This is a genomic window from Burkholderia sp. BCC1988 (assembly GCF_905339895.1).
In the GTDB taxonomy this organism is placed as follows: domain Bacteria; phylum Pseudomonadota; class Gammaproteobacteria; order Burkholderiales; family Burkholderiaceae; genus Burkholderia.
In genome coordinates, this window is the sequence record NZ_CAJPHA010000026.1 from 22,259 (window position 1) to 44,434 (window position 22,176).

Below are 22,176 nucleotides of genomic sequence, written 5' to 3' on the forward strand. Positions count from 1 at the left end.
TTACTCCAGGTTGGCCTTGTCGAGACCGAACATCTTGTCGAACGAGCCGGGCACCATCCGGAACGCGACGTTCAGCCGGTTCCAGCAGTTGATCGCACCGACGAGGACGGTGAGATCCGACAGCTCCTGCTCGGCGTAGTGGGCGCGCACGCGATCGTAGAGATCGTCCGACACGCCGTGCGGCGAAAGCTGCGTCAGCGCTTCGGTCCATTCGAGCGCGGCGCGCTCGCGCGGCGAGAACAGCGGCGACTCGCGCCAGATCGCGACGTGATGCACGCGCAGTTCGCGCTCGCCGTGGATCCTGGCCATCTTGATATGCATGTCGACGCAGAACGCGCAGCCGTTGAGCTGCGACGCGCGAATCTCGACGAGCTCGCGAACCGGCACTTCGATCGAAGTCTTCTGAAGCAGCCCGTCGAGCTCGACGAGCTTCTTCGTCAGCTCCGGCGATTGCTGAAAGTAGTTGATACGTTGCGTCATGATATGTTCTCCTGATTGCTGAAGCAGGGCTATCGGCGCTGCGCATGACCATTCATTGCGCGACCTGCCTGGCAACCATCGTAATTGCAGGTCCCACGGGCCAGTAGTGCCGGGAAGGTGCGCACTCTATTGCCGCTTCGGAACCAATCGCGCGCCGTGGAAGCACGCGGCGAAGGCCGCCGCGAACAGCTGTTCCGGATGGGTCCCGGTGCCGGGACCGCCGAACTCGGCGGGCAGGCGCAGATCGACGGCGAGATTGCCGTCGTCCGAGCGGGCCACGCCGGAGGCACGGCCGCACGCCGCGCTTCAGCCGTCGAGGCACGCAAGGAGCGTCCGTGCATGACGGTGCGCTTCGTCCGCGTCGGCGACGTTCGCGAACCCGATGACGAGGCCGCGCGGCGTTTGCTGCGTATGGCTGTTCGTGTACCAGATCGACAGCGGCACGACCGCGAGCCCCGCGTCGCGCGCGCGTGCGGCGACGGCGACGTCGTCGACCGGCCCGTCGGGGCCGTCGGTGAACCGCACCGCGAACTGGATGCCGCCCACCGGCAGTTCGACGATCATCCGCTTGCCGAACACCTGTCGCAACGCGTTCACGATCAGCGTGCGGCGCTCGCCGTACAGCGTGCGCATGCGCTTCAGGTGCCGGGCGAAGTGCCCCTGTTCGATGAAATCCGCGAGGGCCGCCTGCAGGAGCGTCGGCGAGCCGGCGTTCATGCTGCAGGCCACGCGTTCGACGCGTTCCACCGCACGTTCCGGCACGACCGCATACGCGAGCCGCAAACCGGGATACATCGCCTTGCTGAAGGTGCTGCAATAAATCACGTGATCGCGCCGGTCGAGACTCTTCAGCGCCGGCAGCGGGCGGCCGAGATAGCGAAACTCGCTGTCGTAGTCGTCCTCGACGATCCAGCCCGACGTCTTTTCGGCCCAGTCCAGCAGCGCGATGCGCCGCGACAGCGACAGCGTATGGCCGAGCGGGCTTTGCCGCGACGGCGTCACGAGCGCGAAGCGCGCGTGCGCGTCCAGCTGCAGGCCGCGCTCGACGTCGATTCCGTCGGCGTCCACCGGCACCGGGACGAGTTCCACGCCGGTCTCGGACAGGAAGCTGCGTGCGAGCAGATAGCCGGGGTCCTCGAACCACACACGGTCGTTCGGGCGCGCGAGGCTGCGCAGCACGAGTTCCAGCGTCGCGCGATAGCCGCTGGTGACGAACACCTGTTCGGGCACGCAGGTGACGCCGCGCGACAGCCCCAGATAGGTCGCGATGTGTTCGCGCAGCGGCCGGTAGCCGGCCGGATTCGGGTAGCCCAGCAGCGCGCGGTCGGCGCTGCGCGCGCGCAGCGACACGAGCCGGTGCCATACCTTGCGCGGAAACGCGTCGAGCGCGGGCAGCCCGGGCTGCAGCGGGCGCGGCTCGCCGCTCAGCGCGACGGCGATCGGTTGCGCGCGCGGCGGCGGCGGGCTGTCGCGTGACATGCCCGGCGGCTGGCGCAGGCCGGCATCCTCGGCGTGCCGGGCCGGATCGTCGGCACGCGAGGGCGCCGCCCGCGTCACCGATTTCGGCAGCGACGGCGAGACGAACGTGCCGGCCGCGCCGCGCATCTGCAGATAGCCTTCGTCGACCAGGATCGTGTACGCCTGTTCGACGGTGCCGCGCGCGGTGTTCAGCTGCGTCGCGAGGCCGCGCAGCGCGGGCACGCGATCGCCGGGACGCAGGTGGCCCGCGGCGATCGCGGTTCTGAACCGCTCGCAGATCTGCAGATAGATCGGCAACCGATGCTGCCGGTCGATTTCGATGGTCAGGGTGGAGGGTTGCTCAGACATGACGGTCTCGCGGATGACGGGGACAGGCACGGCATGGATCAGTCCGATCGACGATTCTTGGCACTGCTGGATAGGACATGATTCTTCCACAATTGCGCCAAGCGATGGACGGTCATCGCCGCGTTCACCCGATCCGGCAGCCGTCACGCCCGTCACATTCCACTGCAGTTCATTCGTCAGGAGATTTTGCGATGAAGATCGTCGTCATCGGCGGTTCGGGCCTGATCGGCTCGCGTGTCGTCACGCTGCTCGAGGAAGCCGGCCATCAGGCGCTCGCCGCATCGCCGCGCACCGGCGTCAATACCATCACGGGCGAAGGCCTGACCGACGCATTGACGGACGCGGACGTCGTCGTGGACGTCGCGAATGCGCCGTCATGGGAACCGCAGGCGGTGCTCGATTTCTTCCGCACGTCGGCGCGCAATCTCGGCAAGGCCGAAGTGGCCGCGGGCGTGCGCCATCACGTCGCGCTGTCGATCGTCGGCTGCGACCGCATGCCGGAGAACGGCTATTTCCTGGCCAAGGTCGCGCAGGAGCAGGCGATCGAGGCGGCGGGCGTGCCGTACACGATCGTGCGCGCGACGCAGTTCATGGAATTCATCGGCGGCATCGCGGATGCCGGCACGGAAGACGGCACCGTGCGCATCGGTGATGGACTGTTCCAGCCGATCGCCGCGGAGGACGTGTCGGCCCTCGTCGCGCAGGCCGCGCTCGCCGGGCCGCAGAACGGCACGATAGAGATCGCGGGCCCGGATCGCGCGCCGTTTGCGGATATCGTCGCGCGCTATCTGAAGTCGGTCGGCGACACGCGCGCGGTGGTGACCGATCGCGACGCCCGCTACTACGGCGGCCGCGTCGAGGCAACGTCGCTGGTGCCGCTCGGCGTGGCACGGCTCGGGCGCATCGGCCTCGACGCGTGGCTGGCAGGGCGCTGAATCACGTTCGCACGCAGGCGCTTGGCCGGCGCATGCCGGCGACGCGTCAATCCGTATGAGCAGCATGCTTGGGGGCAGCGGAAATGAATCATTCGGAAACATCGGAGCCCGACGTTCGTCGCGACCTGGCCGGTCGCGCCGATGCGCTGTCGGCGAGCTTCGGTGCGAGCTATGCGGGCATCCTCGCGTTCGTTGCGGTGGCGAGCGAGGGGAGCTTCACGAAGGCCGCCGAACTGCTCGGCGTCGGGCGGCCGGCCGTGAGCCGCAACGTGCAGAAGCTGGAGGCGCAACTGAGTACGCGGCTGTTCCAGCGGACCACGCGCACGACCAAGCTGACGTGCGAGGGCCGGCGCTTCTTCGAGAACTGCCATCAGGGCGTGGCGCAGATCGTCGAAGCGATGAACGACATGCTCGAGTTGCGGCAGGGGCCGCCGCGCGGCCTCATCCGCATCAGCTCGGCCGCGGGGTTCGGCAGGAAGATCGTGGCGCCGCTGCTGGAAAAATTCGCGGACGCCTATCCGGACATCATCGTCGATCTGCTGCTCGACGACCGGCCCGTCGACCTGGTGTCCGAGCGGATCGACGTGTCGTTCCGCAACGGGCGCATCGAGGACTCCAGCATCATCGCCCGGCAACTGATTCCGATGCAGATGGCGCTCTGCGCGGCGCCGTCGTATGTGGCGGCGCACGGGCTCCCGCAACGCATCGAGGACCTCGACCGCCATGAGTGCATCAATTTCCGGTTCGCGAGCGGGCGCCTGTTCGAATGGGAATTCAACGTGGACGGCCGCGTGCAGAAGTACCTGCCGACGGCGCGCCGCACGTTCAACGACGCCGATCTCGTGTTGCGCGCGGTGCTGAACGGATCGGGCATCGCGCAGATGGCCGGCTACCAGATCCGCGACCATCTCGCGTCGAACGAACTCGTCGTCGCGCTGGCGCAGCATGTGCCGCAGGATCGCGGCCACTACATCTGCTATCTGAGCCGGCAACACCTGCCGACACGCATCCGGATCTTCGTCGACTTCATGACCGAGCAGATCCGCGCGCTCGACCTGAACTGCATGACGCGGTTCAATCCGGAGATTCCGGTGGATGCGGCGCAGTGGCTGGCTGCCTGACGATTCGAGATGGCCGGATGCGCGCCCCGGCACGTCGACGCATCGCCGAATCGCCGAATCCCGCCCCACACCCGCCCGTCGACGCGCCGCGCCGGCCTAGAACGAATACGCCAATGACGCGAACAGGCTGCGCGGCGCGCCAGGCGTGACCCACAGGCTGTTGTACGAGCTGACGTAGTACGTGCGGTTGAACAGGTTGTTCAGCACGACCGACGCGCGCAGATGCTTGTTGACCTGCACGTAGCCGTTGAGCTGCGCGGTCGCGTAGGCGGGCAGGTCGAAGCCGTCCTGCGTGTTCGCGGTGTTGCCCGCGCGGCGCCCGACGTAGATCATGCCCGCGCCCGCGCCGGCCTTGTCGACGAGCGGCAGCGCGGTTTCGTACATCAGCAGCGCGCTGCCGCTCAGGCGCGGAATGTCGACGAGGCGCGCGCCCGGCGTCAGGACGGTGTCGCGCGTGACCTGCGCGTCGACGTAGGCGAGGTTGACGATGCCGCGCAAGCCGTGGCCCAGTTCGCCGTTCCATTCGAATTCGACGCCGCGGCTGCGCACTTCGCCGGCCGCACGCGAGAACCCGGCATTCGCCGGATCGGCGGTCAGCACGTTGCGCTTGTTTACGTAGAACGCGGCGACGGTCGCGAGCCAGCGCGTGCCGGCCCACTTCACGCCGGCTTCGTAGCCGTGCCCCTTCTCGGGATCGAACGCGCGGCCGTTCGCGTCGGCGCCGTTGTTCGGCCGGAACGAGTACGCGGTGTTCGTATACAGCGACAGCGCGGGGCTGGCCTCGTACACGATGCCGAGCCGCGGGCTCAGCGCCGTTTGCAGCTGGCTCGTCGTCACGCCCTTCAGGCGATTCTCGACCGACTGGTGAAAGCGGTCCCAGCGCAGCCCGGCGAGCACTTTCCAGTGCGGCCCGAACGCGAGCGTGTCCTGCGCGTACAGGCCCTGGCCGTCGTCGCGCTCGAGCAGGTTCGTCGCGGTGCGCGGCACGGGCGCCGGCTGGCCGTACACCGGATCGAAGATGTCGATCGCATACGGCGCCGCGGCCGTCGGCGTCGAGCGCGCGACGAACTGGTCGTAGTTGAAGCGATACGCATCGACGCCCATCACGAACGCATGGTCGATGGCGCCCGTGCGGGCCTTGCCGGCCACTTCGACGCGCCCCTGCACGTCGTTCGAGTGAAACGCGACCTGCCGGTAGCGGCGCCACAGCGTGCGGCCGTCCGGCTGCAGCGCGAACGCTTCGGACGAGCGGCCGGACAGGTCGGTGTCGCGCTGCGCGAAGCCGGCGTTGACCGACCAGTCGGCATCGAAGCGATGTTCGAGCGTGAACTGGTGCCCCGAGTTGCGCACGTCGTAGTCGCCGTCGCGCGGCTCGCCCAGGAACCGCGACGCCGGCACCGCGCCGAGCTGGCCGCCGACCGCGACCACGCCGCGATCGAGCGGCGCGCGCTGGCGCGCGGTCTCGAATTCGTAGTGGAGCGTCGTGTCCGCGCCGATATCCCAGGTGAACGACGGCGCGAACAGGTAGCGCTTGCTCGACACCGTGTCGCGGAAGCTGCCGTTGTCCTCGTTCATCGCGATGAAGCGGTACGCGAGCGACTGCGTGACGGGGCCGGTCGAATCGAGCGTCTCGCGCAGCGCGCCGTAGCTGCCGGCCGACACGCCGATCGTGTTCGAGCGCTTGAACTGCGGCTGCTTCGTCGTGTAGCTGATGAGCCCGCCGGGGTCGCCGCGGCCGTACAGCGCGGACGCGGGGCCCTTGAGGACTTCCATGCGCTCGAGCGTCGCGGTGTCGCGCGGCACGCTGATGCCGCGATTCCACGAGAAGCCGTTGACGAGGTAGTCGGTGCCGGACGTGTTGCCGTCGCCGGCAAAGCCGCGCACCGCATAGTTGTCCCACAGCCCGCCGAAGTTGTTCTGCCGCGCGACGCCAGCGACCCAGTCGTACAGGTCTTCGCCGCGGGTGGCGGCCACGGTCTGGATCAGTTTCGTATCGACGCTGCTGACCGCGAACGGAATCTCCATCACGTCCGCCTCGGTGCGCGTCGCGCTCGTCGAGTCGGGCGCGCGAAACGGTGCCTTCGTGCGCTGCGCCGAGATCTCGACGGCCGGCAGCACCAGCTCCTGCGCATTGGCGACGTTCAGCCCGACCGCGCCGACGGCGATGGCCATCGGTGCGGCCGCCCAGTTCTTTCTGCTCATACCCGTCCCTGAGAAATTGGTTCGCGTTCGGGCACCACGAGCCGCGTTGCGCGGGCATCCGTGTTCCAAACGGTACATTTGCGCGCCGGAATTTAATGCAAATGAGAGTTATTTTCAATCGTAAGTTTGCGGTTGTTGTGTCCGGGTTGAATCGCGCGGGGACGCCCATCGGCATGACTGGCGGATCGGTGCGCGGCGCAGCACCGTGCCGGCCTCGCGGCTGACGGCCGGCCTGCGATGGGGCGGGTCCGACGGCTAGTCGGGGACGACCGCGGAATTCCGCGCTCGGCGCGGCCGTCGATCTGCTGAAACGCATCGGCGGCACGGCGCTCCTGTCCGAGACGCCGGAAATCCGCGGCGCGGAGCATCGGCTGATCGCGCGCGCGGCTTCGCGCGACGTGGCCGGCGGTCTGGTCGACAGGTTTCAGGTGGGAGCGCTACGTCGCCGACGATGGCGGAGAAAGGAACGACAACCGTTTCCCTCACTGCGGGATTCGTCGACCGCATGACCGGGCAGGTCCGCGTACGCGAGCGGCGCTCGCATGACGCGGTTCAGTCCGGAAGTTCCGGCGATGGCGATGACGATCGCGGAGACGGCGGCTCGGCCGGCGTGTCGACGCTGCGCCACGCACGTTCGTCCGCGATCCAGTCGCCGAACAGCTGGATCTTCTGCTGCTGTTCGGTTCCGCGCGGATACACGAAGTAATAGCCCATCCCCGTTGGCAACGATACGTCGAACGGCATCACGAGCCGGTGCGCGGCCACGCTCTCGTCCACCAGCGTCCTGTCGCCGATCGCGATGCCGTAACCGTCGATCGCCGCGTGTGTGGCGAGATCCAGCGTCTCGAAGCTCAACCCGCGCGTCGAGTCGACGTGCGGCGCGTCCGCATGGTCGAGCCACCGCTTCCAGTCGCGGTGATCGCGTGTCGGATGCAGCAACGTGTGACGGAGCAGGTCGTCGAGGCTCGCGAGCGGTTGCCGCTCCAGCAGGCTCGGCGCACAGACAGGCGTGAGCCGTTCCTCGAACAACGGGATCGCATGCATGTCGGGGCCGGCGCCGGGCGCGTAGATCACCGCGGCGTCGAACGGCTCCATGCGGAAATCGACGTGATGCTCCCAGGTGGTCGTGATCTGCACCTGGAGTTCGGGATGCTCGGCCTGGAACCGCATGATGCGCGGCAGCATCCACTGCATCATGCAGGTCGGCACCTTCAGCGCGAGTTCGGTGCGCCTGCGCGACAGGCGCATCGACACTTCCTCGATGCGCGCGAAGCTTTCGCGCACCGTCGGCAACAGGAGCTCGCCCTCGGCCGTCAGCGTCAGCCCCTTGGGCGTGCGCTTGAACAGCGGAAACTGATAGAAGCTTTCGAGCGCGAGGATTTGCCGGCTCACGGCGCCCTGGGTCAGGCACAGGTGCCCGGCGGCGCGCGTGAAGCTGCCGTGTCGCGCGACGACGTCGAAGACCTGCAGCGCATTGAGGGAAGGCAGTCGTTTCATCGGGAGCATCGGCGTGGAACGGGCGGCGGCGCGGGATCGCTCAGTGCAGGATTTTCGCGAGGAAGTCCTTCGCGCGATCCGACTTCGGATTCGAGAAGAAATCGTCCTTGCGGTCGTCCTCGACGATTGCGCCTTGGTCCATGAAGATCACGCGATGGGCGACCTTCTTCGCGAAGCCCATTTCGTGCGTGACGACCATCATCGTCATCCCTTCCTGCGCGAGTTCGACCATCACGTCGAGCACTTCGTTGATCATCTCGGGATCGAGCGCGGACGTCGGCTCGTCGAACAGCATCGCGATCGGGTCCATCGACAGCGCGCGCGCGATCGCGACCCGCTGCTGCTGGCCGCCCGACAGCTGGCCCGGAAACTTGTGCGCATGCGCCTTCAGGCCGACGCGATCGAGCAGCTTCATGCCCTTCTCGGCCGCTTCGTCCTTGCCGCGGCCGAGCACCTTGACCTGCGCGAGCGTGAGGTTCCCGGCGATCGACAGATGCGGGAACAGCTCGAAATGCTGGAACACCATCCCGACCTTCGAGCGCAGCGTCGACAGGTTCGTCTTCCTGTCGCCGACCGACTGGCCGTTCACGAGGATCTCGCCCTGCTGGAACGGCTCGAGGCCGTTCACGGTCTTGATCAGCGTCGACTTGCCCGAGCCGGACGGGCCGCAGACGACCACCACCTCGCCTTTCTTCACCTCGGTCGTGCACTCGGCGAGGACCTGAAACTGGCCGTACCACTTGGAAACGTTGCTGATGGAAATCATGAAAGTTCCTGCATCGTAATGAGGCGCGCGCGGCGCCGGTTCAGCGCGCCTTCGCGACGCGATAGCGGCGCTCGAGCGTGCGCGCATACCACGTCAGTGGGAAGCACATCGCGAAGTACAGCAGCGCGACCATCGCATAGATCGGAAACGGCTTGAATACCGCGTTGGTGATGATGTTGCCGGTCTTGGTCAGTTCGGTCAGCCCGATGATCGACGTGAGCGCGGTGCTCTTCACTGCCTGCACGAGGAAACCGACGGTCGGGGCGAGCGCGATCTTCCACGCCTGCGGCCACACCACGTAGCGCAGCCGCTGGGTCCACGTCATGCCGAGGCTGGCCGCCGCGTGCCACTGGCCGTGCGGGACCGCGTCGACGCAGCCGCGCCAGATGTCGGCCAGACAGGCGCTGGCGTTCAGCGTCAGCACGACCGACGCCGCGACCCACGGCGTCACGTCGATGCCGACGAGCGGCAATCCGAAAAAGCCGAGGAACAGTTGCATCAGCAACGGCGTGCCCTGGAAGAGTTCGATGTACAGGATCACGAAGCGGCGCAGCGCCGGCACGGGCGAGATGCGCATCGCCAGCAGCGCGAACCCGGCGAGGCCGCCGCCGGCGAACGTGATCAGCGACAGCAGCACGGTCCAGCGTGCGGCGAGCAGCAGGTTCCATGCAATGTCCTGGAAGGTGAATTCGATCATCGCGCACGTTCCGTCGGCAGGTGGGTTTCAGGGGAGCGGGCGCGCCACGTGAAGCGGGCAACCCGCGTGCGCCGCGGTGCGGCAGCCGCGCCGTGGCGCGTGCGACCGGCGAACAGCCGCCGGCCGACGCGATTGAGCAGCATGCGCAGCGCGATCGACAGCAGCAGGTAGATCGCGGTCACGACGATGTAGATCTCGAACGCGCGGAAATTGCGCGACTGGATGAAGTTGGCCGCGTAGGTCAGGTCGGGCACCGAGATCTGCGACACGACCGCCGAGCCGAGCATCACGATCAGGACCTGCCCGAGCAGCGCGGGGTACACGTTCGCGAGCGCCTGCGGCAGCACGACGTGGCCGAACACCTGCCGGCCGTGCAGCCCGAGCGCCCGCGCGGCCTGCACTTGCCCGTGGGGCACCGATTCGATCCCGGCGCGCAGGATCTCGACCGCATAGGCACCCAGGTTGACCGTCATCGCGAGCACGGCCGCCTGCGCTTCGTCGAGGTGTACGCCGAGCGCGGGCAGCCCGAAGAAGATGAAGAACAACTGGACCAGGAATGGCGTATTGCGGATCAGCTCGACGTAGGACGCGACGAGCGCGCGCGCCCAGCGCGGGCCGGCGAGCGCGATCCACGCGCCGCCGGTGCCGAGCAGGCCACCGAGCACGGTCGCGGCCGCGGTCAGGCCGAGCGTCACGCCGACGCCGCGCGCGAGCATGCCGGCGTAGAGACCGAAATCGCTGAAGTCGAACACGTAGCTCATCGCGATGCCTTTGGTCGAGCGTGCGGGGCGAAGGCGCTGCGCATCACAGATCGGCCGGCAGCGCCGCGTGCAGCCACTTCTGCGACAGCGTGTTCAGCGTGCCGTTCTTCTTTGCGCCGGCGATCGCGTCGTTGACCTTCTGCATCAGGCGCGGCTCGTTCTTGTTCAGGCCGACGTGGTCGGGCGAGCTGAACAGCGAGAACTTCTGTTCCGGATCGATCGACGGATGACGCGCGATGATCGTCGCGCCGACGTCGTTGCCGACCACCAGCAGTTGCGCCTGTCCCGACAGGAACGCCGCGATCGCGCCGTTCGGGTCGTCGAAGCGCTTGATCGTCGCGCTCGGCGGCGCGACCTTGCTGATGCTCAGGTCCTCGAGCGTGCCGCGCGCGACCGCGACCGATTTGCCGGCGAGATCGGCGTTGCCCTTCACCGCGAGCGACTTCGGGCCGAATACCGCGAGGTAGTACGGCGCATACGCGTTCGAGAAGTCGATCACCTTCGCGCGCTCCGGCGTCTGTCCGACCGACAGCAGCATGTCGGTCTTGCGGTCGGCGAGATACGCCATCCGGTTGTCGCCGGTGACCTGCACGAGTTCGACCTTCGCGTTGAGCGCCTTGCCGATCAGGTTCGCCATGTCGATGTCGTAGCCCTGCGGCTTCATGTCGGGGCCGATCGAACCGAACGGCGGGTAGTCCTCGAACACGCCGATGCGCACGACGCCCGATTTGGCGATCGTGTCGAGCGCGTCGGCGTGCGCGAGCGGCGCGACGGCGGCCACGCCCGTGGCGCAGGCGCAGAGGAGGGCGGTACGGGCGAGCAGGCGTCGCACGAGGCGGTTGGCTTGGGTCGATGCGTTCATGGCGGGATCCTTGTTGCTGCGTTGGGGAACGAAAGGAAAATCAGGCGCCGCGTGCGGCGATCAGCTTGCATGCGTGTGCCGGCAGTTCGGCGGCAACCGGCATGCCGACGTGCAGGTCGGGTGTCTCGCGCGGCGTGGTCGCGGCCGTCAGCGTGAAGCCGCGGCAATCGATGGTCGCCTCGATCGACGCGCCGACGTCGCGCACGAACGTGATCGTGCCGGCGAGCGTGTTCGGCGCGCCGGACGCCGTCGCGCCCGGTCGCACGCATACGTCCTCGGGACGAATCAGCAGGCGCATGGCGTCGGGCGCGCGTGGCGTGTCGGGCGCGCGCCCGATCGAGAGGCGCTGTCCGCCCGGCAGGACGATCGCGTCGTCGCCGTCGCGCGCGACCGGCAGGATGTTGCCGAGGCCGATGAAATCGGCGACGAATTCGTTGACCGGGTCGCGATAGATGTCGAGCGGCCGGCCGACCTGCTGGATCCGGCCTTTCTCCATCACGACGATCTCGTCGGCCATCGTCATCGCTTCGCGCTGGTCGTGCGTGACCATGATGGTCGTGATGCCGAGCCGTTGCTGGAGCAGCCGGATCTCGACCTGCATCGCCTCGCGCAGCTTCGCGTCGAGCGCCGACAGCGGCTCGTCGAGCAGCAGCAGGCGCGGCGACGACGCGATCGCGCGCGCGATCGCGACGCGCTGGCGCTGCCCGCCCGACAGCTGCGTGACGAGCCGGTCGGCCATGTGCGGCAACTGGATCAATTCCAGCAACTCGGCGACGCGCCGCGCCTGCGCGGCCCGGTCCGTCTTGCGCAGCCGCAGCGGGTACGCGATGTTCTGCGCGACCGTCATGTGCGGAAACAGCGCGAGCGACTGGAACACCATGCCGAAGTCGCGCCGGTTGGCGGGTAAGTGCGTGAGGTCGCGGCCGGCGAACGTCACCGTGCCGGAGGTCGGCGTGTCGAGGCCGGCGATGATCCGCATCAGCGTGGTCTTGCCGCAGCCGGACGGGCCGAGAAAGCAGACGAGCTTGCCGTCCGGCACCGACAGGTCGACGTGGTCGACCGCACACGCCTGATTGAAGCGCTTGGTCACGTTCTGGAGGATGAGCTGGGTCATGACGGTTCCTTGCATGGTCGAGGGCGGGGCCGTGCGCGCATCAGAGCGCGACGCCCTTGTCGCCGACGAGTTTTTCGAGCATCCAGATCAGCGCGAAGTCGATCGCGACCGTGAACACGGCGAAGCAGAACACGGTCGGGTCGAGCGACGACACGGTGCGGCTGTAGAGCCAGACCGGCAGGGTCATCGTGTCGATGCTGTACAGGAAGAACGTCACCGTGAATTCGTTAAACGACACGATGAACGCGAACAGCATCCCGGCGAGAATCCCGGGCCGCATCAGCGGCAGCACGACGTCGACGAGCGCGCGCCACGGGCTCGCGCCCATCACGCACGCGGCTTCCTCGAAGTCGGGGCCGATCGACGCAACCGAGGCCGCGCAGTTCTTCACGGTGAACGGCAGCGTCAGGATCACGTGCGCGACCACGAGCCGCACGATGCCGAGCTCGACCGGCAGCGCGTTGAACACGATCAGCAGCGCGAGGCCGAGCATCACGAGCGGATAGACGATCGGCAACGCGACGAGCTGCTCGACGAGCGCCTTGCCGCGGAAGCGGCAGCGCGACAGCGCGTAGGCCGCGGGCACCGACACGGCGGTCGCGATCAGCATCGTCGCGACCGCGACGACGAGGCTGGTCGTCAACGCGGCGCCCATCGACTGCGCGCTGCCCGCATCGGACGACACGAACGTCTGCCAGGCGGCGCGATACCAGTGCAGGCTGAACTCGCGCGGCGGGAATTCGAGCGTGCCCGATGCGCCGAACGACATCGTGATCATCGTCAGGATCGGCAGCGCGGCGAGCAATAGCACGAGGGTCGCGAGCGCACCCGTCGTGCGGCCGAGGCGGCCGGGCAGGGGCGTACGCAAGAGCAGGGTATTCATCGGCTCACCTCGCCGGCACGTTGCAGGGTGCGCACGAGGCGCTGGGACACCGCCATCACGACGAGCGTCGCGGCCATCAGCACGACGCCCGATGCCGACGCGGCGGGCCAGTTGAGCAGCGGCGCGACCTGGTCGTGCACGAGCACCGCGAGCATCGGCACGCGTCGGCCGCCGAGCAGCAGCGGCACCGCGAATGCGCTGGCGTTGTATGCGAACACGAGCAGCGCGCCGGCGACGAGGCCGGGCATCGCGAGCGGCAGCGTCACGTGCCGCAGCGTCTGCCAGCGGCTCGCGCCGAGTGTCGCGGCGGCTTCGTCGTAGGCGCGGGACACCGCGCGCAGCGCGCTCGACAGCGGCAGCACGGCGAGCGGGAACGCGGTCTGGATCAGCCCGAGCAGCACGCCGTGCTCGCGGTACAGCAGTTGCAGCGGCCGATCGACGACGCCCGAGGCCAGCAGCGCGCGATTGAGCAATCCCGCCGGGCCGAGCATCACGAGCCAGCCATAACCTTGCAGCAGCAGGTTCACGAGCAGCGGCAGCAAGACGCCGGCGAGCATCAGCCGGCGCGCGAGCCGCGATTCGGTGCGCGCCATCGCGAGCGCGACCGGGATCGCGAGCAGCACCGCGCACACCATGCTCTGGAACGCGAGGCGCAGCGTGAGCCACAGCGATTTCGTGAAGTACGGGTCCGCGAGATCGGCGTAGTTCTGCAGCGTGAAGGTCCGCCATTCGTCGCCGGATACGCCGACGCTCATGCGCAACACGGTGAGCGTCGCGGCGGCGAGCACCGCGAGGAACGCGAGGATCGGCGCGAGCAGCAGCCACGGCGGCACGCCGGCCAGCGCGGGCCCGGCGTCCGAGCCGGCGCCGGCCGGTGTGCCGGCGGCCGGCGCCGCGTCGCGGGGGGAGGACAGGGAGGCCATGTCGTTACGCCGCGAAGAGGCCTGTGTAGCGCTTGATCCACGCCGGCTGGACGACGGCGAGCGCCTTGTCGTCGTGCAGCACGGCCTTCTCCGCGATCTGCTGCGGCGACGGCACGAACGCGCGGCTTTCCGCGGGAATCACGGCCTTGCCGTTCACGGGCCCGTTCAGCACGTCGGCCGCCATCCGGCCCTGCACGCCCGCGTCGAGCGAATGGTTGATGAACGCGTGGATCAGGTCGAGGTCGCCCGGATGCGCCTTCGGGATCACCGTGAACATCAGTTGCGTCGCGAAGCCTTCCTTCATTCCGTACGTCACGCCCATCTTGTAGTCGGGCTTGCGGATCTGGTCCGGGAAGAACGCCGGCGAATAGATGCCGCCGATGTCGAGCGAGCCGGTGCGGAACAGGTCGGCGACCTGGTTCGGGTTCTCGCCGAGGGTCATCACGCGATCCTTGAGCTGCGCGAGTTTCCGGAACCCCGGATCGATGTTCTGCTGCGAGCCGCCGGCCAGCTTCGCGGCGATGATCGCGAGGTCGACCGCTTCGGCCCACTCCGGCGGCGGCAGGAACAGTCGCCCCGCATACTTCGGATCCCACAGTGCCTCGTAGCTCGACGGCGCGCTCTTCACGGTCGCCGTGTTGTAGATCAGCCCGTCCGACCACAGCAGGTAGCCGATGCCGAAGCCGTTCGCGCCCGTGCGGTATTGCGGCGCGACGTCCTTCAGGTTCGGCAGCCGGTTCAGGTCGGGCTTCGCGAGCAGGCCGGCGTCGGCGAGGCCGGCCGCGCCGACGCCCGCGAGCGTGATGACGTCGTAGGTCGGCCGCTCGCCCGCGGCCTTGACCTTCGCGACCATCCCCGACGTGCCGTCCGCGCGATCGGCGATCACGCGCGCGCCGGTCTGCTTGCTGAAGGTTTCCGCGATGTTGCGCAGCGCGGCCGCGCCGGTATCGTCGGACCAGGTGAGCAGGCGCAGCGTCTTGCCCGCGAAGCTGCCCGACTGAGCCTTCGCAGTCCTGATGAACGGCATCGGAATGGCGGATGCGGCGAGTGCCGTGCCGAGGGTTTTGATCACCTGCCTTCTGCCCGCCTTGAAGTGTTGCATGGCCGTCTCCTGATGAACGATGCCGTGTGGTTCGATGCCGGTCGCCGAAAGGCGGCGCGGGGTGTGGATGAACTGTAGGGAGGTCAAATTTCCGCAACAAACGAAATATCCGCATGCGCGCCATGACATAAACGCATGGGTCGCCGGCCTCAGCGGGCCGCCGTCATGACCTGCTTGATCTCCTGGAAGGCGGCCAGCCCGAACGGGCCGAGCTCGCGCCCGACGCTGCTGCGCTTGTAGCCGCCCCATGAGGTTTGCGGATAGATCAGTTGCGGTGTGTTGATCCACACGACGCCCGCCTCGAGCGCATTGGCGACCCGCCTGCCGCGCGCGGCGTCGCGCGTGACGACGGTTGCGACGAGCCCGTATTCGGTATCGTTGGCGGCCGCGATCGCGTCGTCCTCGGCGTCGAACGCGCGCATGCACAGCACCGGCCCGAAAATTTCGTCGCGCCATAGCGCGCAGCCGGCCGGCACGTCGGCGAACAGCGCGGGCCGGATGAAGTAGCCGGGGCCGGCGAGCGCGTCGCCGCCCGTCACGAGCCGCGCGCCGTCGGCGCGGCCCTGCGCGATGTGGCGCTTCACGCGCTCGTATTGCGCGCGGTTCGTCAGCGGGCCCATCTGCACGCCGGGTGCGAACGGCGGGCCGACGACGGTCGTCTCGATCCGTCGCGCGAGGCGCGCGATCAGGTCGTCGGCGAGCGGGGCGGCCACGAGCACGCGCGAGGTCGCCGAACACATCTGCCCGGCGTTGAACAGGCCGCCGCCCGCGATCAGGTCGACCGCGTGATCGAGGTCGGCGTCGTCGAACACGACGATCGACGATTTGCCGCCGAGTTCGAGACCGACGCCCTTGATCGTGTCCGCGGCCGTCTTCATGACCTGCGCGCCGACCGCCGTGCTGCCGGTAAACGACACCTTCGCGACGAGCGGATGCGCGCACAGCCGGGCACCGACCTCGTGGCCGGTGCCCGTCACGACGTTCAGCACGCCGGGCGGCAGGCCCGCTTCGGCGACGATCGCGGCGAGTTCGAGCTCGGGCAACGGCGTGATCTCGGACGGCTTCAGCACGACGGTGCAGCCGGCGGCGAGCGCGGGCGCGAGCTTCCATGCGGTCGTGACCATCGGGAAATTCCACGGCACGATCAGCGCGGCGACGCCGGCCGGTTCGCGCCGAATCCACGCGCGATGGTCGCCGCCGGGCAGCGCGATCTCGGTTTCGCCGTCAGTGTCGAGTGCATCCGCGAGGCCCGCGTAGTAGTCGAAGGTGGCGATCACGTCGGCGACGTCGATCTCGGCTTCGGCGAACGGCTTGCCGTTGTTGAGCGACTGCAGTGTCGCGAGCCGCGTGCGCCGTGCGTCGACGCCACGTGCGATGGCGCGCAGCAGCGCCGCGCGCGTGGCACCGGTCGTGCGTTTCCAGCCGGGAAACGCGCGCGATGCTGCTTGCACGGCACGCTCGACGTCTGCCTCGCCGCCTGCGCTGACGTCGGCGATGACCGCTTCCGTCGACGGGTCGACGACGGGCAGCGTCGCGCCGCAGAAGCTCGTGCGCCACGTACCGTCGATGAAATGGCGCGTATGCAGCGGCGGATCAAACGCGAGATCGGGCGTCGTGCTCATGGCCGCACCTGACCGAACCAGGTTGCCTCGTCGATTTCGATCACGGTCGGCATCGGACGTGCCGTCGCATCGCGCAGCGCGTCGGCCAGCGCGTCGGGCGTCGCGGCCGCCTGCGCCGCGCAGCCGAAGCCGCGTGCGAGCGTCTGGAAATCGGGCGTATACGGATCGACGCCGACCGGCGTGATGTCGCGCTCGACCATGTATTTTCGGATCTCGCCGTAACCGCGGTTGTTCCAGACGATCACGATCACCGGCACGCGAGCCTCGACCGCGCTCGCGAGCTCCGGCAGCGTGAACTGCAGGCCGCCGTCGCCGATCAGGCACACGACGGGCCGCGCAGGTGCGGCGAGCTTTGCGCCGATCGAGGCGGGCAGCCCGTAGCCGAGCGTGCCGTAGCCGGTCGACGAGTTGAACCAGCTGCGCGGTGCCGGCGCATCGTGCGTGAAATTGCCGACGTAGACGGGGCTCGTCGAATCGCCGGCGATGATCGCGCCGGGCAGCGCGGTGACGATGGTGTCGATCAGCCGTGCCTGGGCACGCGCGGCGCCGTCGTGGCCGGCCGCGATCGCGGCGCGCACGGCGGCCACCCGCGGCGCGCCCCAGCCGGGCTCGGGTGCCGGCGCCGGCCGTTCGTGCAGGCGGGTCGACAGCGCGCCGAGCGCCAGCCGCGCATCGCCGGCGATGGCGATTTCCGCGCGCGCATTGCGCATCAGCTGTTGCGCGTCGATGTCGATGCGGATCAGCCGGCCGTCGATCGCGAAGCCGCCGTCGAACGTGACGTCGTAATCGGTTTCGCCGAGTTCGGTGCCGACCGCGAGCACCACGTCGGCCTCGCGGATCGCCGCGCGCGTGGCCGACAGCGACTGGGTGGAGCCGATCAGCAACGGGTGGCCGGCCGGCAGCAGACCCTTCGCGTTGATCGTCAGCGCGACGGGCGCGTGCAGGCGTTCGGCGAGTTCGCGCAGTTCCGTCGCGGCGTGGATCGTGCCGCCGCCGGCCAGGATCAGCGGCCGCCGGGCCTGCGCGAGCAGGTCGGCGGCTGCCGCGAGCGCGTTCGCATCCGGCGCGGGGCGCGCGGGCAGCGCGAGCGGCGTGGCGGGCAGCGCGGGCGCCGGCATCACGATCACGTCGAGCGGGATCTCGATATGCACGGGCCGCGGACGCGCGCTTTCGAACACCGCGAAGGCGCGCGCGAGGACCTGCGGCAGGTCGGCCGCGTCGAGCAGCGTGTGCGAGAACGCGGTGAGCCCCGCGAACACGTCGCGCTGCGATGGCAGCTCGTGCAGGCGGCCGTCGCCGCTGCCGAGTTCGCGCCGCGCGTTGACGCTCGAGATCACGAGCATCGGAATCGAATCCGCGTAGGCCTGTGCCATCGCGGTCGCGATATTGGTCATCCCCGGCCCGGTGATGATGAAGCAGACCCCCGGCCGGCCGGTGACGCGGGCATAGCCGTCGGCCATGAATCCGGCCCCCTGTTCGTGGCGCGGTGTCACATGACGGATCGACGATGCGGCGAGGCCGCGATAGAGTTCGACGGTATGCACGCCGGGAATGCCGAACACGCATTCGACACCCTGGCGTTCGAGGAGATCGACGAGCGCTTCGCCGCAGGTGCGGGGGCGCGCATGGAACGGTGCCGCCGTGGCCGCGCAGGCCTCGGCAATGCAGGAGACAGGGGCGGGATGGTTCATGGATCGTGACGTGCCGATTGGGAGGGGGAGTGGCCCGTACCGCAAGCAACGGGCATGAAGCGGATTGTCGGGGTCGATCGGCGCTGCCAACAATCGATTAGTTTTCATGCAGCGCATGAGCGCCGTGCATGGCGGCGTCGAGGCTCGCCGACGGCCGGACGCTTGCCGCGGCGAGCGGTCGGCATGCGCGGGAACCGTTCGGCCCGCGCACGATTCCCGCGTCCTGCTGCTTCGATCTCCATCGGGCACGCGCGTGCCCGGATGTTCGTGGTGAGCGGGCCGGACCCGTCACCGGCATGCCCGGCCCGGCCTGCAGGCGAACCCGCGACGGTCAGTGCGGCGCGGTGAAGCGCGGATCGATATACGCGTCGACGTCCTGCGACTGTTTGTACACGGCGTTACGCACGTTGAACGCATTCGCGTTGCGCGTCGAGCCATAGATCGAATCGAGCCCGTCGCCCTTGCGGAACGCACGCTTCGCGGCAGCCTCGTCGAGCAGGTGCGTGCCCTTCAGCAGCGGAAGGTATTGTTCCGGCGCGAGCCCGACACGCGCGGACATGATCCTGACCGCGTCGGCCTGCGTCTTCGGGTCGTTGATGTACGCGACGCAGCGGTACCAGACCTTGACCACCTTCGCCCAGTCGGCCCGGCGCGCGGCGAGGCTCGCCGGCGCGACCGTGATCGCATCGTAGATCAGCCCCGGCGCATCCGCCGACGTGAAGATCGCCCGTGCGCCCGGTGCGCGCTTCAGCGCCTCGCCCGCGTTCGGCTGCCAGGCGGCCACCGCGGCGATGTCGGACGACGAGCCGAGCACCTGCGGCAGTTCGTTGGTTTTCGCATTCACGAGCGTGACGTCGCCGTCCTTGAGCCCGTGCTTCTGCAGCGCGGTTTCGAGCAGCAGGTGATCGACCAGGCCGAGCTCGACGCCGACCTTCTTGCCCTTCAGGCCTTCGACGGTGCGCAGCGGCGGCTTCGCGACGATCATGTCGTTGCCGGCCGAGTAGTCGGTCAGCAGGATCATCACGTTCTTCGCGCCGGCCGCGCCGGTGACGAGCGCATCGCCGTTGGTCGCCGCGACCGCGTCGAGCTTGCCCGCGGAAAACGCGTCGAGCGACGCCGAATAATCGAACCATTCGAAGTCGACGTCGACGCCGGCTTCCTTGAACCAGCCCTTGTCGAGCGCGACCTGGAACGCGACCCAGCCGGGCCAGTCGCTGTAGCCGATCTTCAGCGGCGCGGCCGCGTGCACGGCGGGCGCCGTCAACAGCGCGGCGGCCGTGACGGCGGCCCCCAAGGCATGACGGACGAAACGGAGGGACGGCAGGCGGCGGAACGCCAGGGCGGGACGGGTCATCGTTGTTCTCCAGGAGACCGGGATCGGGATCGTCGATTCGGACCGTGCCTGTGCGCGGTCCGGCCGCGTGGCCGGTTCCTGCGGATGCGGAACGAACGAAGCGGCCACGGAGAGGCGCGACGGCCGTTGCCATCGCCAATCTCCCGGGCTTTTGTCCCGCCGTGTAGCGCGGGTGCGTCCGGTCTCGCGATCGGACGCACCCGCGCCGGGCTGCTCTCGGACCAGACGTTCGATGAACCGGAACCCTAGCACCCCTAAGATGCGACGCTGCCGCACCTCTCGGCGTCATGCCGAGCGAGAAGCGTGCCAATGGCACGCGGTCACGCGATTCAACGGCGCCGCACGGCGCGCTGAAGTTCGATGAAGCGGGCGGAGAACAGCGCGCTCAATGCGCGCCGGAGCAGGTCGAGCTTGTTCATGACGCGTGAGATATCGAGTGACGATGCATCCGTTCAGCAATGCCCATGCCATTGCCGAACGCGCGGCACAGGTGCGCACGATCCGCACTGCGCCGGTGCGCGATCGCATGCGCATGGTGCGCCGCACGCCCGCTGCGAGGGCAAGCCGCCGCCGCCACCGATTCGTGCTTGCCGCGGGTCGTCGCGCCGTCGTGCCGCGTCGTGCGGTCGTTGCGCGGTCGTCGTGTGGTCGTTGCGCGGCCGCTGGCACGCAACTCGCTTGATAGACGCTCGAGAGGTGCGAAGCAATTTGCATCATCTTCAGGATCGCTAGGGTTCCGGTCGTGCGGCGTTCGCGCCGCGCGATGACTGGTCCGAGAGCAATCCGGTCTTGCCTTCGCCTCGATTCGAGGAAACGGCGAGGCTCCACGGAGGGATAAAAGCCCGGGAGGTCGCGATGTCGTTCGGTCGCCCTCTCACGCCTTTTGTCCAACCCTCCACGGAGCCGCCATGTCGCCGAGCCCCCAAGCCCTCCTTGCCCCGCCGCCGCACGTCGTGTGGGAAACGCTGATTCCCGCAGGCACCCACTGGTCCGGCATCCTGCGCCGCGGCCTCGCGCTGCGCGTCGTCGATGTCGACGGCGGCGCGAATCTGTCCGCCGTGTTTCATCGCCAGGAAGACCCGCTCGAACGCTACAACATGGCCGATACGCTCAAGGCGCAGCACACCGCGCATCTCACGCGCGGCCATGCGCTGTACACGGACATGGGGCGCGTGATCGCGTCGATCACGGCCGACACGCTCGGCTGGCACGACCCGCTCGGCGGCGTCGGCGATGCGCGCTTGTTCGCGCACAAGTACGGCACGAGCTCGTACCAGGCCGATCGCAACGCGATGATCCGCAACGGCCGCGACAGCCTCGTGCTCGAGCTCGCGAAACACGGATTGTCGGCGCGCGATCTCGCCGCGAACGTCAACTTCTTCAGCCGGCTCGACACGCGCGACGACGGCACGCTCGATTTCGTCGCCGGACATTCGCCGGCCGGCAGCGCGCTCGACCTGCGCTTCGAGATGAACACGCTCGCGGCGTTCTCGACCGCGCCGCATCCGCTCGATCCGCGGCCGGACTATGCGCCGAAGCCCGTGAAGCTGATCGCGTACCGCGCGTATCCGGCGGACGGCGCCGCGCCCGAGGACGACCCGTGCCGGCGCGCGTGCGCCGAGAACATGCGCGGCTTCACCAACACCGACCGCCTGTTCGCGTAAGGAGCCGGACCATGCCGATCATCGAAAGCCGTCTCGACCCGCGCGACGCGATCCACGACACCACGCTGAACGCGGGCGAACCGTGGCTGCACGACCTGAAACGCGGCCAGGTCTTCCGCATCCTCGACCTGGAAGGCAACCAGGCGGTCGACACGTTGTTCTACCGCACCGACGACACCGAGGAGCGCTACAGCGCGCAGGACACGATTCGCGCGCAGCGCAACCTGTACCTGAGCGCGGGCAGCGTGCTGCTGTCCAGCCGGGGCAACCCGATGGTGACGATCGTCGCCGACACGTGCGGGCGCCACGACACGCTCGGCGGCGCGTGCGCGGCCGAGAGCAACACCGTGCGCTATGCGCTCGACAAGCGCTACATGCACAACTGCCGCGACAGCTTCCTGAACGCGATCGCGCACTGCACGTGCGGCGCGGGTGCGCGGCTCGGCAAGCGCGACCTCGTCGGCAACGTCAACTTCTTCATGAACGTGCCCGTCACGCCGCTCGGCGGGCTCACGTTCGAGGACGGTATTTCCGCGCCCGGCAAGTACGTCGAGATGCGCGCGGAGATGGACGTCACGGTGCTGATCTCGAACTGCCCGCAGCTCAACAACCCGTGCAACGGCTACAACCCGACGCCCGTGCGACTCACGATCTGGGAGGCCGAATGAACCTCGC

Annotated in this window: 21 protein-coding genes, 1 pseudogene and 2 riboswitches; of the genes and pseudogenes, 6 read left to right on the forward strand and 16 right to left on the reverse strand. The window is 68.5% G+C overall.

The window, feature by feature from the left end:
* The 3 genes and pseudogenes from U4012_RS29965 to U4012_RS29975 all read right to left on the reverse strand — a co-directional run bounded on the left by U4012_RS29965 (window position 1) and on the right by U4012_RS29975 (window position 2,307).
* Complete coding sequence (locus tag U4012_RS29965; RefSeq protein ID WP_321802951.1) at window positions 1-480, reverse strand: carboxymuconolactone decarboxylase family protein; 480 nt, start codon at window positions 478-480, stop codon at window positions 1-3.
* 150 nt (window positions 481-630) lie between these two features.
* A pseudogene (locus U4012_RS29970) lies at window positions 631-774 on the reverse strand (peroxiredoxin); the annotation flags it as partial.
* A 12-nt stretch (window positions 775-786) separates the two neighbouring features.
* Complete coding sequence (locus tag U4012_RS29975; protein WP_321802953.1) at window positions 787-2,307, reverse strand: PLP-dependent aminotransferase family protein; 1,521 nt, start codon at window positions 2,305-2,307, stop codon at window positions 787-789.
* 191 nt (window positions 2,308-2,498) lie between these two features.
* Here U4012_RS29975 and U4012_RS29980 point away from each other — a divergent pair, with 191 nt between their 5' ends.
* Both U4012_RS29980 and U4012_RS29985 read left to right on the forward strand, forming a co-directional pair.
* Window positions 2,499-3,242 (forward strand): SDR family oxidoreductase, encoded by a 744-nt coding sequence (locus U4012_RS29980; protein ID WP_321802955.1) that lies wholly within the window; start codon window positions 2,499-2,501, stop codon window positions 3,240-3,242.
* Between the two features lie 83 nt (window positions 3,243-3,325).
* A complete protein-coding gene (locus U4012_RS29985) occupies window positions 3,326-4,363 on the forward strand; it encodes a LysR family transcriptional regulator (RefSeq protein WP_321802957.1) in 1,038 nt (345 codons plus the stop codon).
* A 96-nt stretch (window positions 4,364-4,459) separates the two neighbouring features.
* On the opposite strand, the gene U4012_RS29990 is transcribed toward U4012_RS29985, so the two are convergent.
* On the reverse strand, window positions 4,460-6,565 hold the full coding sequence (locus U4012_RS29990; protein WP_321802959.1) for a TonB-dependent receptor: 2,106 nt from the start codon (window positions 6,563-6,565) through the stop codon (window positions 4,460-4,462).
* Between the two features lie 332 nt (window positions 6,566-6,897).
* Here U4012_RS29990 and U4012_RS36035 point away from each other — a divergent pair, with 332 nt between their 5' ends.
* Window positions 6,898-7,074, forward strand: a complete 177-nt coding sequence (locus U4012_RS36035) for a hypothetical protein (protein WP_415750416.1) — start codon at window positions 6,898-6,900, stop codon at window positions 7,072-7,074.
* Window positions 7,075-7,117: 43 nt separating this feature from the next.
* Here U4012_RS36035 and U4012_RS30000 read toward each other — a convergent pair whose 3' ends face one another.
* The 12 genes from U4012_RS30000 to U4012_RS30055 form a co-directional block, all read right to left on the reverse strand.
* On the reverse strand, window positions 7,118-8,062 hold the full coding sequence (locus U4012_RS30000) for a LysR substrate-binding domain-containing protein (protein ID WP_321802961.1): 945 nt from the start codon (window positions 8,060-8,062) through the stop codon (window positions 7,118-7,120).
* A 40-nt stretch (window positions 8,063-8,102) separates the two neighbouring features.
* On the reverse strand, window positions 8,103-8,828 hold the full coding sequence (locus U4012_RS30005) for an amino acid ABC transporter ATP-binding protein (RefSeq protein ID WP_321802963.1): 726 nt from the start codon (window positions 8,826-8,828) through the stop codon (window positions 8,103-8,105).
* A 40-nt stretch (window positions 8,829-8,868) separates the two neighbouring features.
* The gene (locus U4012_RS30010) at window positions 8,869-9,525 is read right to left on the reverse strand and encodes an amino acid ABC transporter permease (RefSeq protein WP_044848710.1); all 657 of its coding nucleotides are present in this window, start codon (window positions 9,523-9,525) and stop codon (window positions 8,869-8,871) included.
* Window positions 9,522-10,286 (reverse strand): amino acid ABC transporter permease, encoded by a 765-nt coding sequence (locus U4012_RS30015; RefSeq protein WP_321802966.1) that lies wholly within the window; start codon window positions 10,284-10,286, stop codon window positions 9,522-9,524. Before U4012_RS30015 ends, U4012_RS30010 begins: the two co-directional genes overlap by 4 nt.
* Before the next feature lie 43 nt (window positions 10,287-10,329).
* The gene (locus U4012_RS30020; protein ID WP_124489561.1) at window positions 10,330-11,148 is read right to left on the reverse strand and encodes a transporter substrate-binding domain-containing protein; all 819 of its coding nucleotides are present in this window, start codon (window positions 11,146-11,148) and stop codon (window positions 10,330-10,332) included.
* A 40-nt stretch (window positions 11,149-11,188) separates the two neighbouring features.
* Window positions 11,189-12,262 (reverse strand): ABC transporter ATP-binding protein, encoded by a 1,074-nt coding sequence (locus tag U4012_RS30025; RefSeq protein WP_321802969.1) that lies wholly within the window; start codon window positions 12,260-12,262, stop codon window positions 11,189-11,191.
* Window positions 12,263-12,302: 40 nt separating this feature from the next.
* Entirely contained in the window at window positions 12,303-13,145 is an 843-nt protein-coding gene (locus tag U4012_RS30030; RefSeq protein ID WP_321802971.1) for an ABC transporter permease, read from the reverse strand.
* On the reverse strand, window positions 13,142-14,068 hold the full coding sequence (locus U4012_RS30035; protein WP_044848705.1) for an ABC transporter permease: 927 nt from the start codon (window positions 14,066-14,068) through the stop codon (window positions 13,142-13,144). The genes U4012_RS30030 and U4012_RS30035 overlap by 4 nt, the downstream gene beginning before the upstream one ends.
* Before the next feature lie 4 nt (window positions 14,069-14,072).
* On the reverse strand, window positions 14,073-15,170 hold the full coding sequence (locus tag U4012_RS30040) for an ABC transporter substrate-binding protein (protein WP_124523434.1): 1,098 nt from the start codon (window positions 15,168-15,170) through the stop codon (window positions 14,073-14,075).
* Window positions 15,171-15,319: 149 nt separating this feature from the next.
* The gene (locus U4012_RS30045; protein ID WP_321802974.1) at window positions 15,320-16,792 is read right to left on the reverse strand and encodes an aldehyde dehydrogenase family protein; all 1,473 of its coding nucleotides are present in this window, start codon (window positions 16,790-16,792) and stop codon (window positions 15,320-15,322) included.
* On the reverse strand, window positions 16,789-18,483 hold the full coding sequence (locus U4012_RS30050; protein WP_321802976.1) for a 5-guanidino-2-oxopentanoate decarboxylase: 1,695 nt from the start codon (window positions 18,481-18,483) through the stop codon (window positions 16,789-16,791). The genes U4012_RS30045 and U4012_RS30050 overlap by 4 nt, the downstream gene beginning before the upstream one ends.
* 331 nt (window positions 18,484-18,814) lie before the next feature.
* The gene (locus U4012_RS30055) at window positions 18,815-19,837 is read right to left on the reverse strand and encodes an ABC transporter substrate-binding protein (RefSeq protein WP_124523430.1); all 1,023 of its coding nucleotides are present in this window, start codon (window positions 19,835-19,837) and stop codon (window positions 18,815-18,817) included.
* A gap of 138 nt (window positions 19,838-19,975) precedes the next feature.
* A riboswitch (guanidine-I (ykkC/yxkD leader) is annotated at window positions 19,976-20,097 on the reverse strand.
* A 182-nt stretch (window positions 20,098-20,279) separates the two neighbouring features.
* Here U4012_RS30055 and U4012_RS30060 point away from each other — a divergent pair.
* The 3 genes from U4012_RS30060 to U4012_RS30070 all read left to right on the forward strand — a co-directional run bounded on the left by U4012_RS30060 (window position 20,280) and on the right by U4012_RS30070 (window position 22,169).
* On the forward strand, window positions 20,280-20,519 hold the full coding sequence (locus U4012_RS30060) for a hypothetical protein (protein ID WP_321802979.1): 240 nt from the start codon (window positions 20,280-20,282) through the stop codon (window positions 20,517-20,519).
* A gap of 35 nt (window positions 20,520-20,554) precedes the next feature.
* Window positions 20,555-20,688, forward strand: a riboswitch (guanidine-I (ykkC/yxkD leader).
* A gap of 57 nt (window positions 20,689-20,745) precedes the next feature.
* Complete coding sequence (locus U4012_RS30065) at window positions 20,746-21,501, forward strand: urea amidolyase associated protein UAAP1 (protein ID WP_044848700.1); 756 nt, start codon at window positions 20,746-20,748, stop codon at window positions 21,499-21,501.
* An 11-nt stretch (window positions 21,502-21,512) separates the two neighbouring features.
* A complete protein-coding gene (locus U4012_RS30070; RefSeq protein ID WP_044848699.1) occupies window positions 21,513-22,169 on the forward strand; it encodes an urea amidolyase associated protein UAAP2 in 657 nt (218 codons plus the stop codon).
* The last annotated feature ends 7 nt before the right edge of the window (window positions 22,170-22,176 follow it).

Coding starts and splice junctions, on each gene's coding strand:
- U4012_RS29965 (WP_321802951.1), bottom strand. CDS start 480: ATGACGCAACGTATCAACTACTTTCAGCAATCGCCGGAGCTGACGAAG.
- U4012_RS29975 (WP_321802953.1), bottom strand. CDS start 2,307: ATGTCTGAGCAACCCTCCACCCTGACCATCGAAATCGACCGGCAGCAT.
- U4012_RS29980 (WP_321802955.1), top strand. CDS start 2,499: ATGAAGATCGTCGTCATCGGCGGTTCGGGCCTGATCGGCTCGCGTGTC.
- U4012_RS29985 (WP_321802957.1), top strand. CDS start 3,326: ATGAATCATTCGGAAACATCGGAGCCCGACGTTCGTCGCGACCTGGCC.
- U4012_RS29990 (WP_321802959.1), bottom strand. CDS start 6,565: ATGAGCAGAAAGAACTGGGCGGCCGCACCGATGGCCATCGCCGTCGGC.
- U4012_RS30000 (WP_321802961.1), bottom strand. CDS start 8,062: ATGAAACGACTGCCTTCCCTCAATGCGCTGCAGGTCTTCGACGTCGTC.
- U4012_RS30005 (WP_321802963.1), bottom strand. CDS start 8,828: ATGATTTCCATCAGCAACGTTTCCAAGTGGTACGGCCAGTTTCAGGTC.
- U4012_RS30010 (WP_044848710.1), bottom strand. CDS start 9,525: ATGATCGAATTCACCTTCCAGGACATTGCATGGAACCTGCTGCTCGCC.
- U4012_RS30015 (WP_321802966.1), bottom strand. CDS start 10,286: ATGAGCTACGTGTTCGACTTCAGCGATTTCGGTCTCTACGCCGGCATG.
- U4012_RS30020 (WP_124489561.1), bottom strand. CDS start 11,148: ATGAACGCATCGACCCAAGCCAACCGCCTCGTGCGACGCCTGCTCGCC.
- U4012_RS30025 (WP_321802969.1), bottom strand. CDS start 12,262: ATGACCCAGCTCATCCTCCAGAACGTGACCAAGCGCTTCAATCAGGCG.
- U4012_RS30030 (WP_321802971.1), bottom strand. CDS start 13,145: ATGAATACCCTGCTCTTGCGTACGCCCCTGCCCGGCCGCCTCGGCCGC.
- U4012_RS30035 (WP_044848705.1), bottom strand. CDS start 14,068: ATGGCCTCCCTGTCCTCCCCCCGCGACGCGGCGCCGGCCGCCGGCACA.
- U4012_RS30040 (WP_124523434.1), bottom strand. CDS start 15,170: ATGCAACACTTCAAGGCGGGCAGAAGGCAGGTGATCAAAACCCTCGGC.
- U4012_RS30045 (WP_321802974.1), bottom strand. CDS start 16,792: ATGAGCACGACGCCCGATCTCGCGTTTGATCCGCCGCTGCATACGCGC.
- U4012_RS30050 (WP_321802976.1), bottom strand. CDS start 18,483: ATGAACCATCCCGCCCCTGTCTCCTGCATTGCCGAGGCCTGCGCGGCC.
- U4012_RS30055 (WP_124523430.1), bottom strand. CDS start 19,837: ATGACCCGTCCCGCCCTGGCGTTCCGCCGCCTGCCGTCCCTCCGTTTC.
- U4012_RS30060 (WP_321802979.1), top strand. CDS start 20,280: ATGCATCCGTTCAGCAATGCCCATGCCATTGCCGAACGCGCGGCACAG.
- U4012_RS30065 (WP_044848700.1), top strand. CDS start 20,746: ATGTCGCCGAGCCCCCAAGCCCTCCTTGCCCCGCCGCCGCACGTCGTG.
- U4012_RS30070 (WP_044848699.1), top strand. CDS start 21,513: ATGCCGATCATCGAAAGCCGTCTCGACCCGCGCGACGCGATCCACGAC.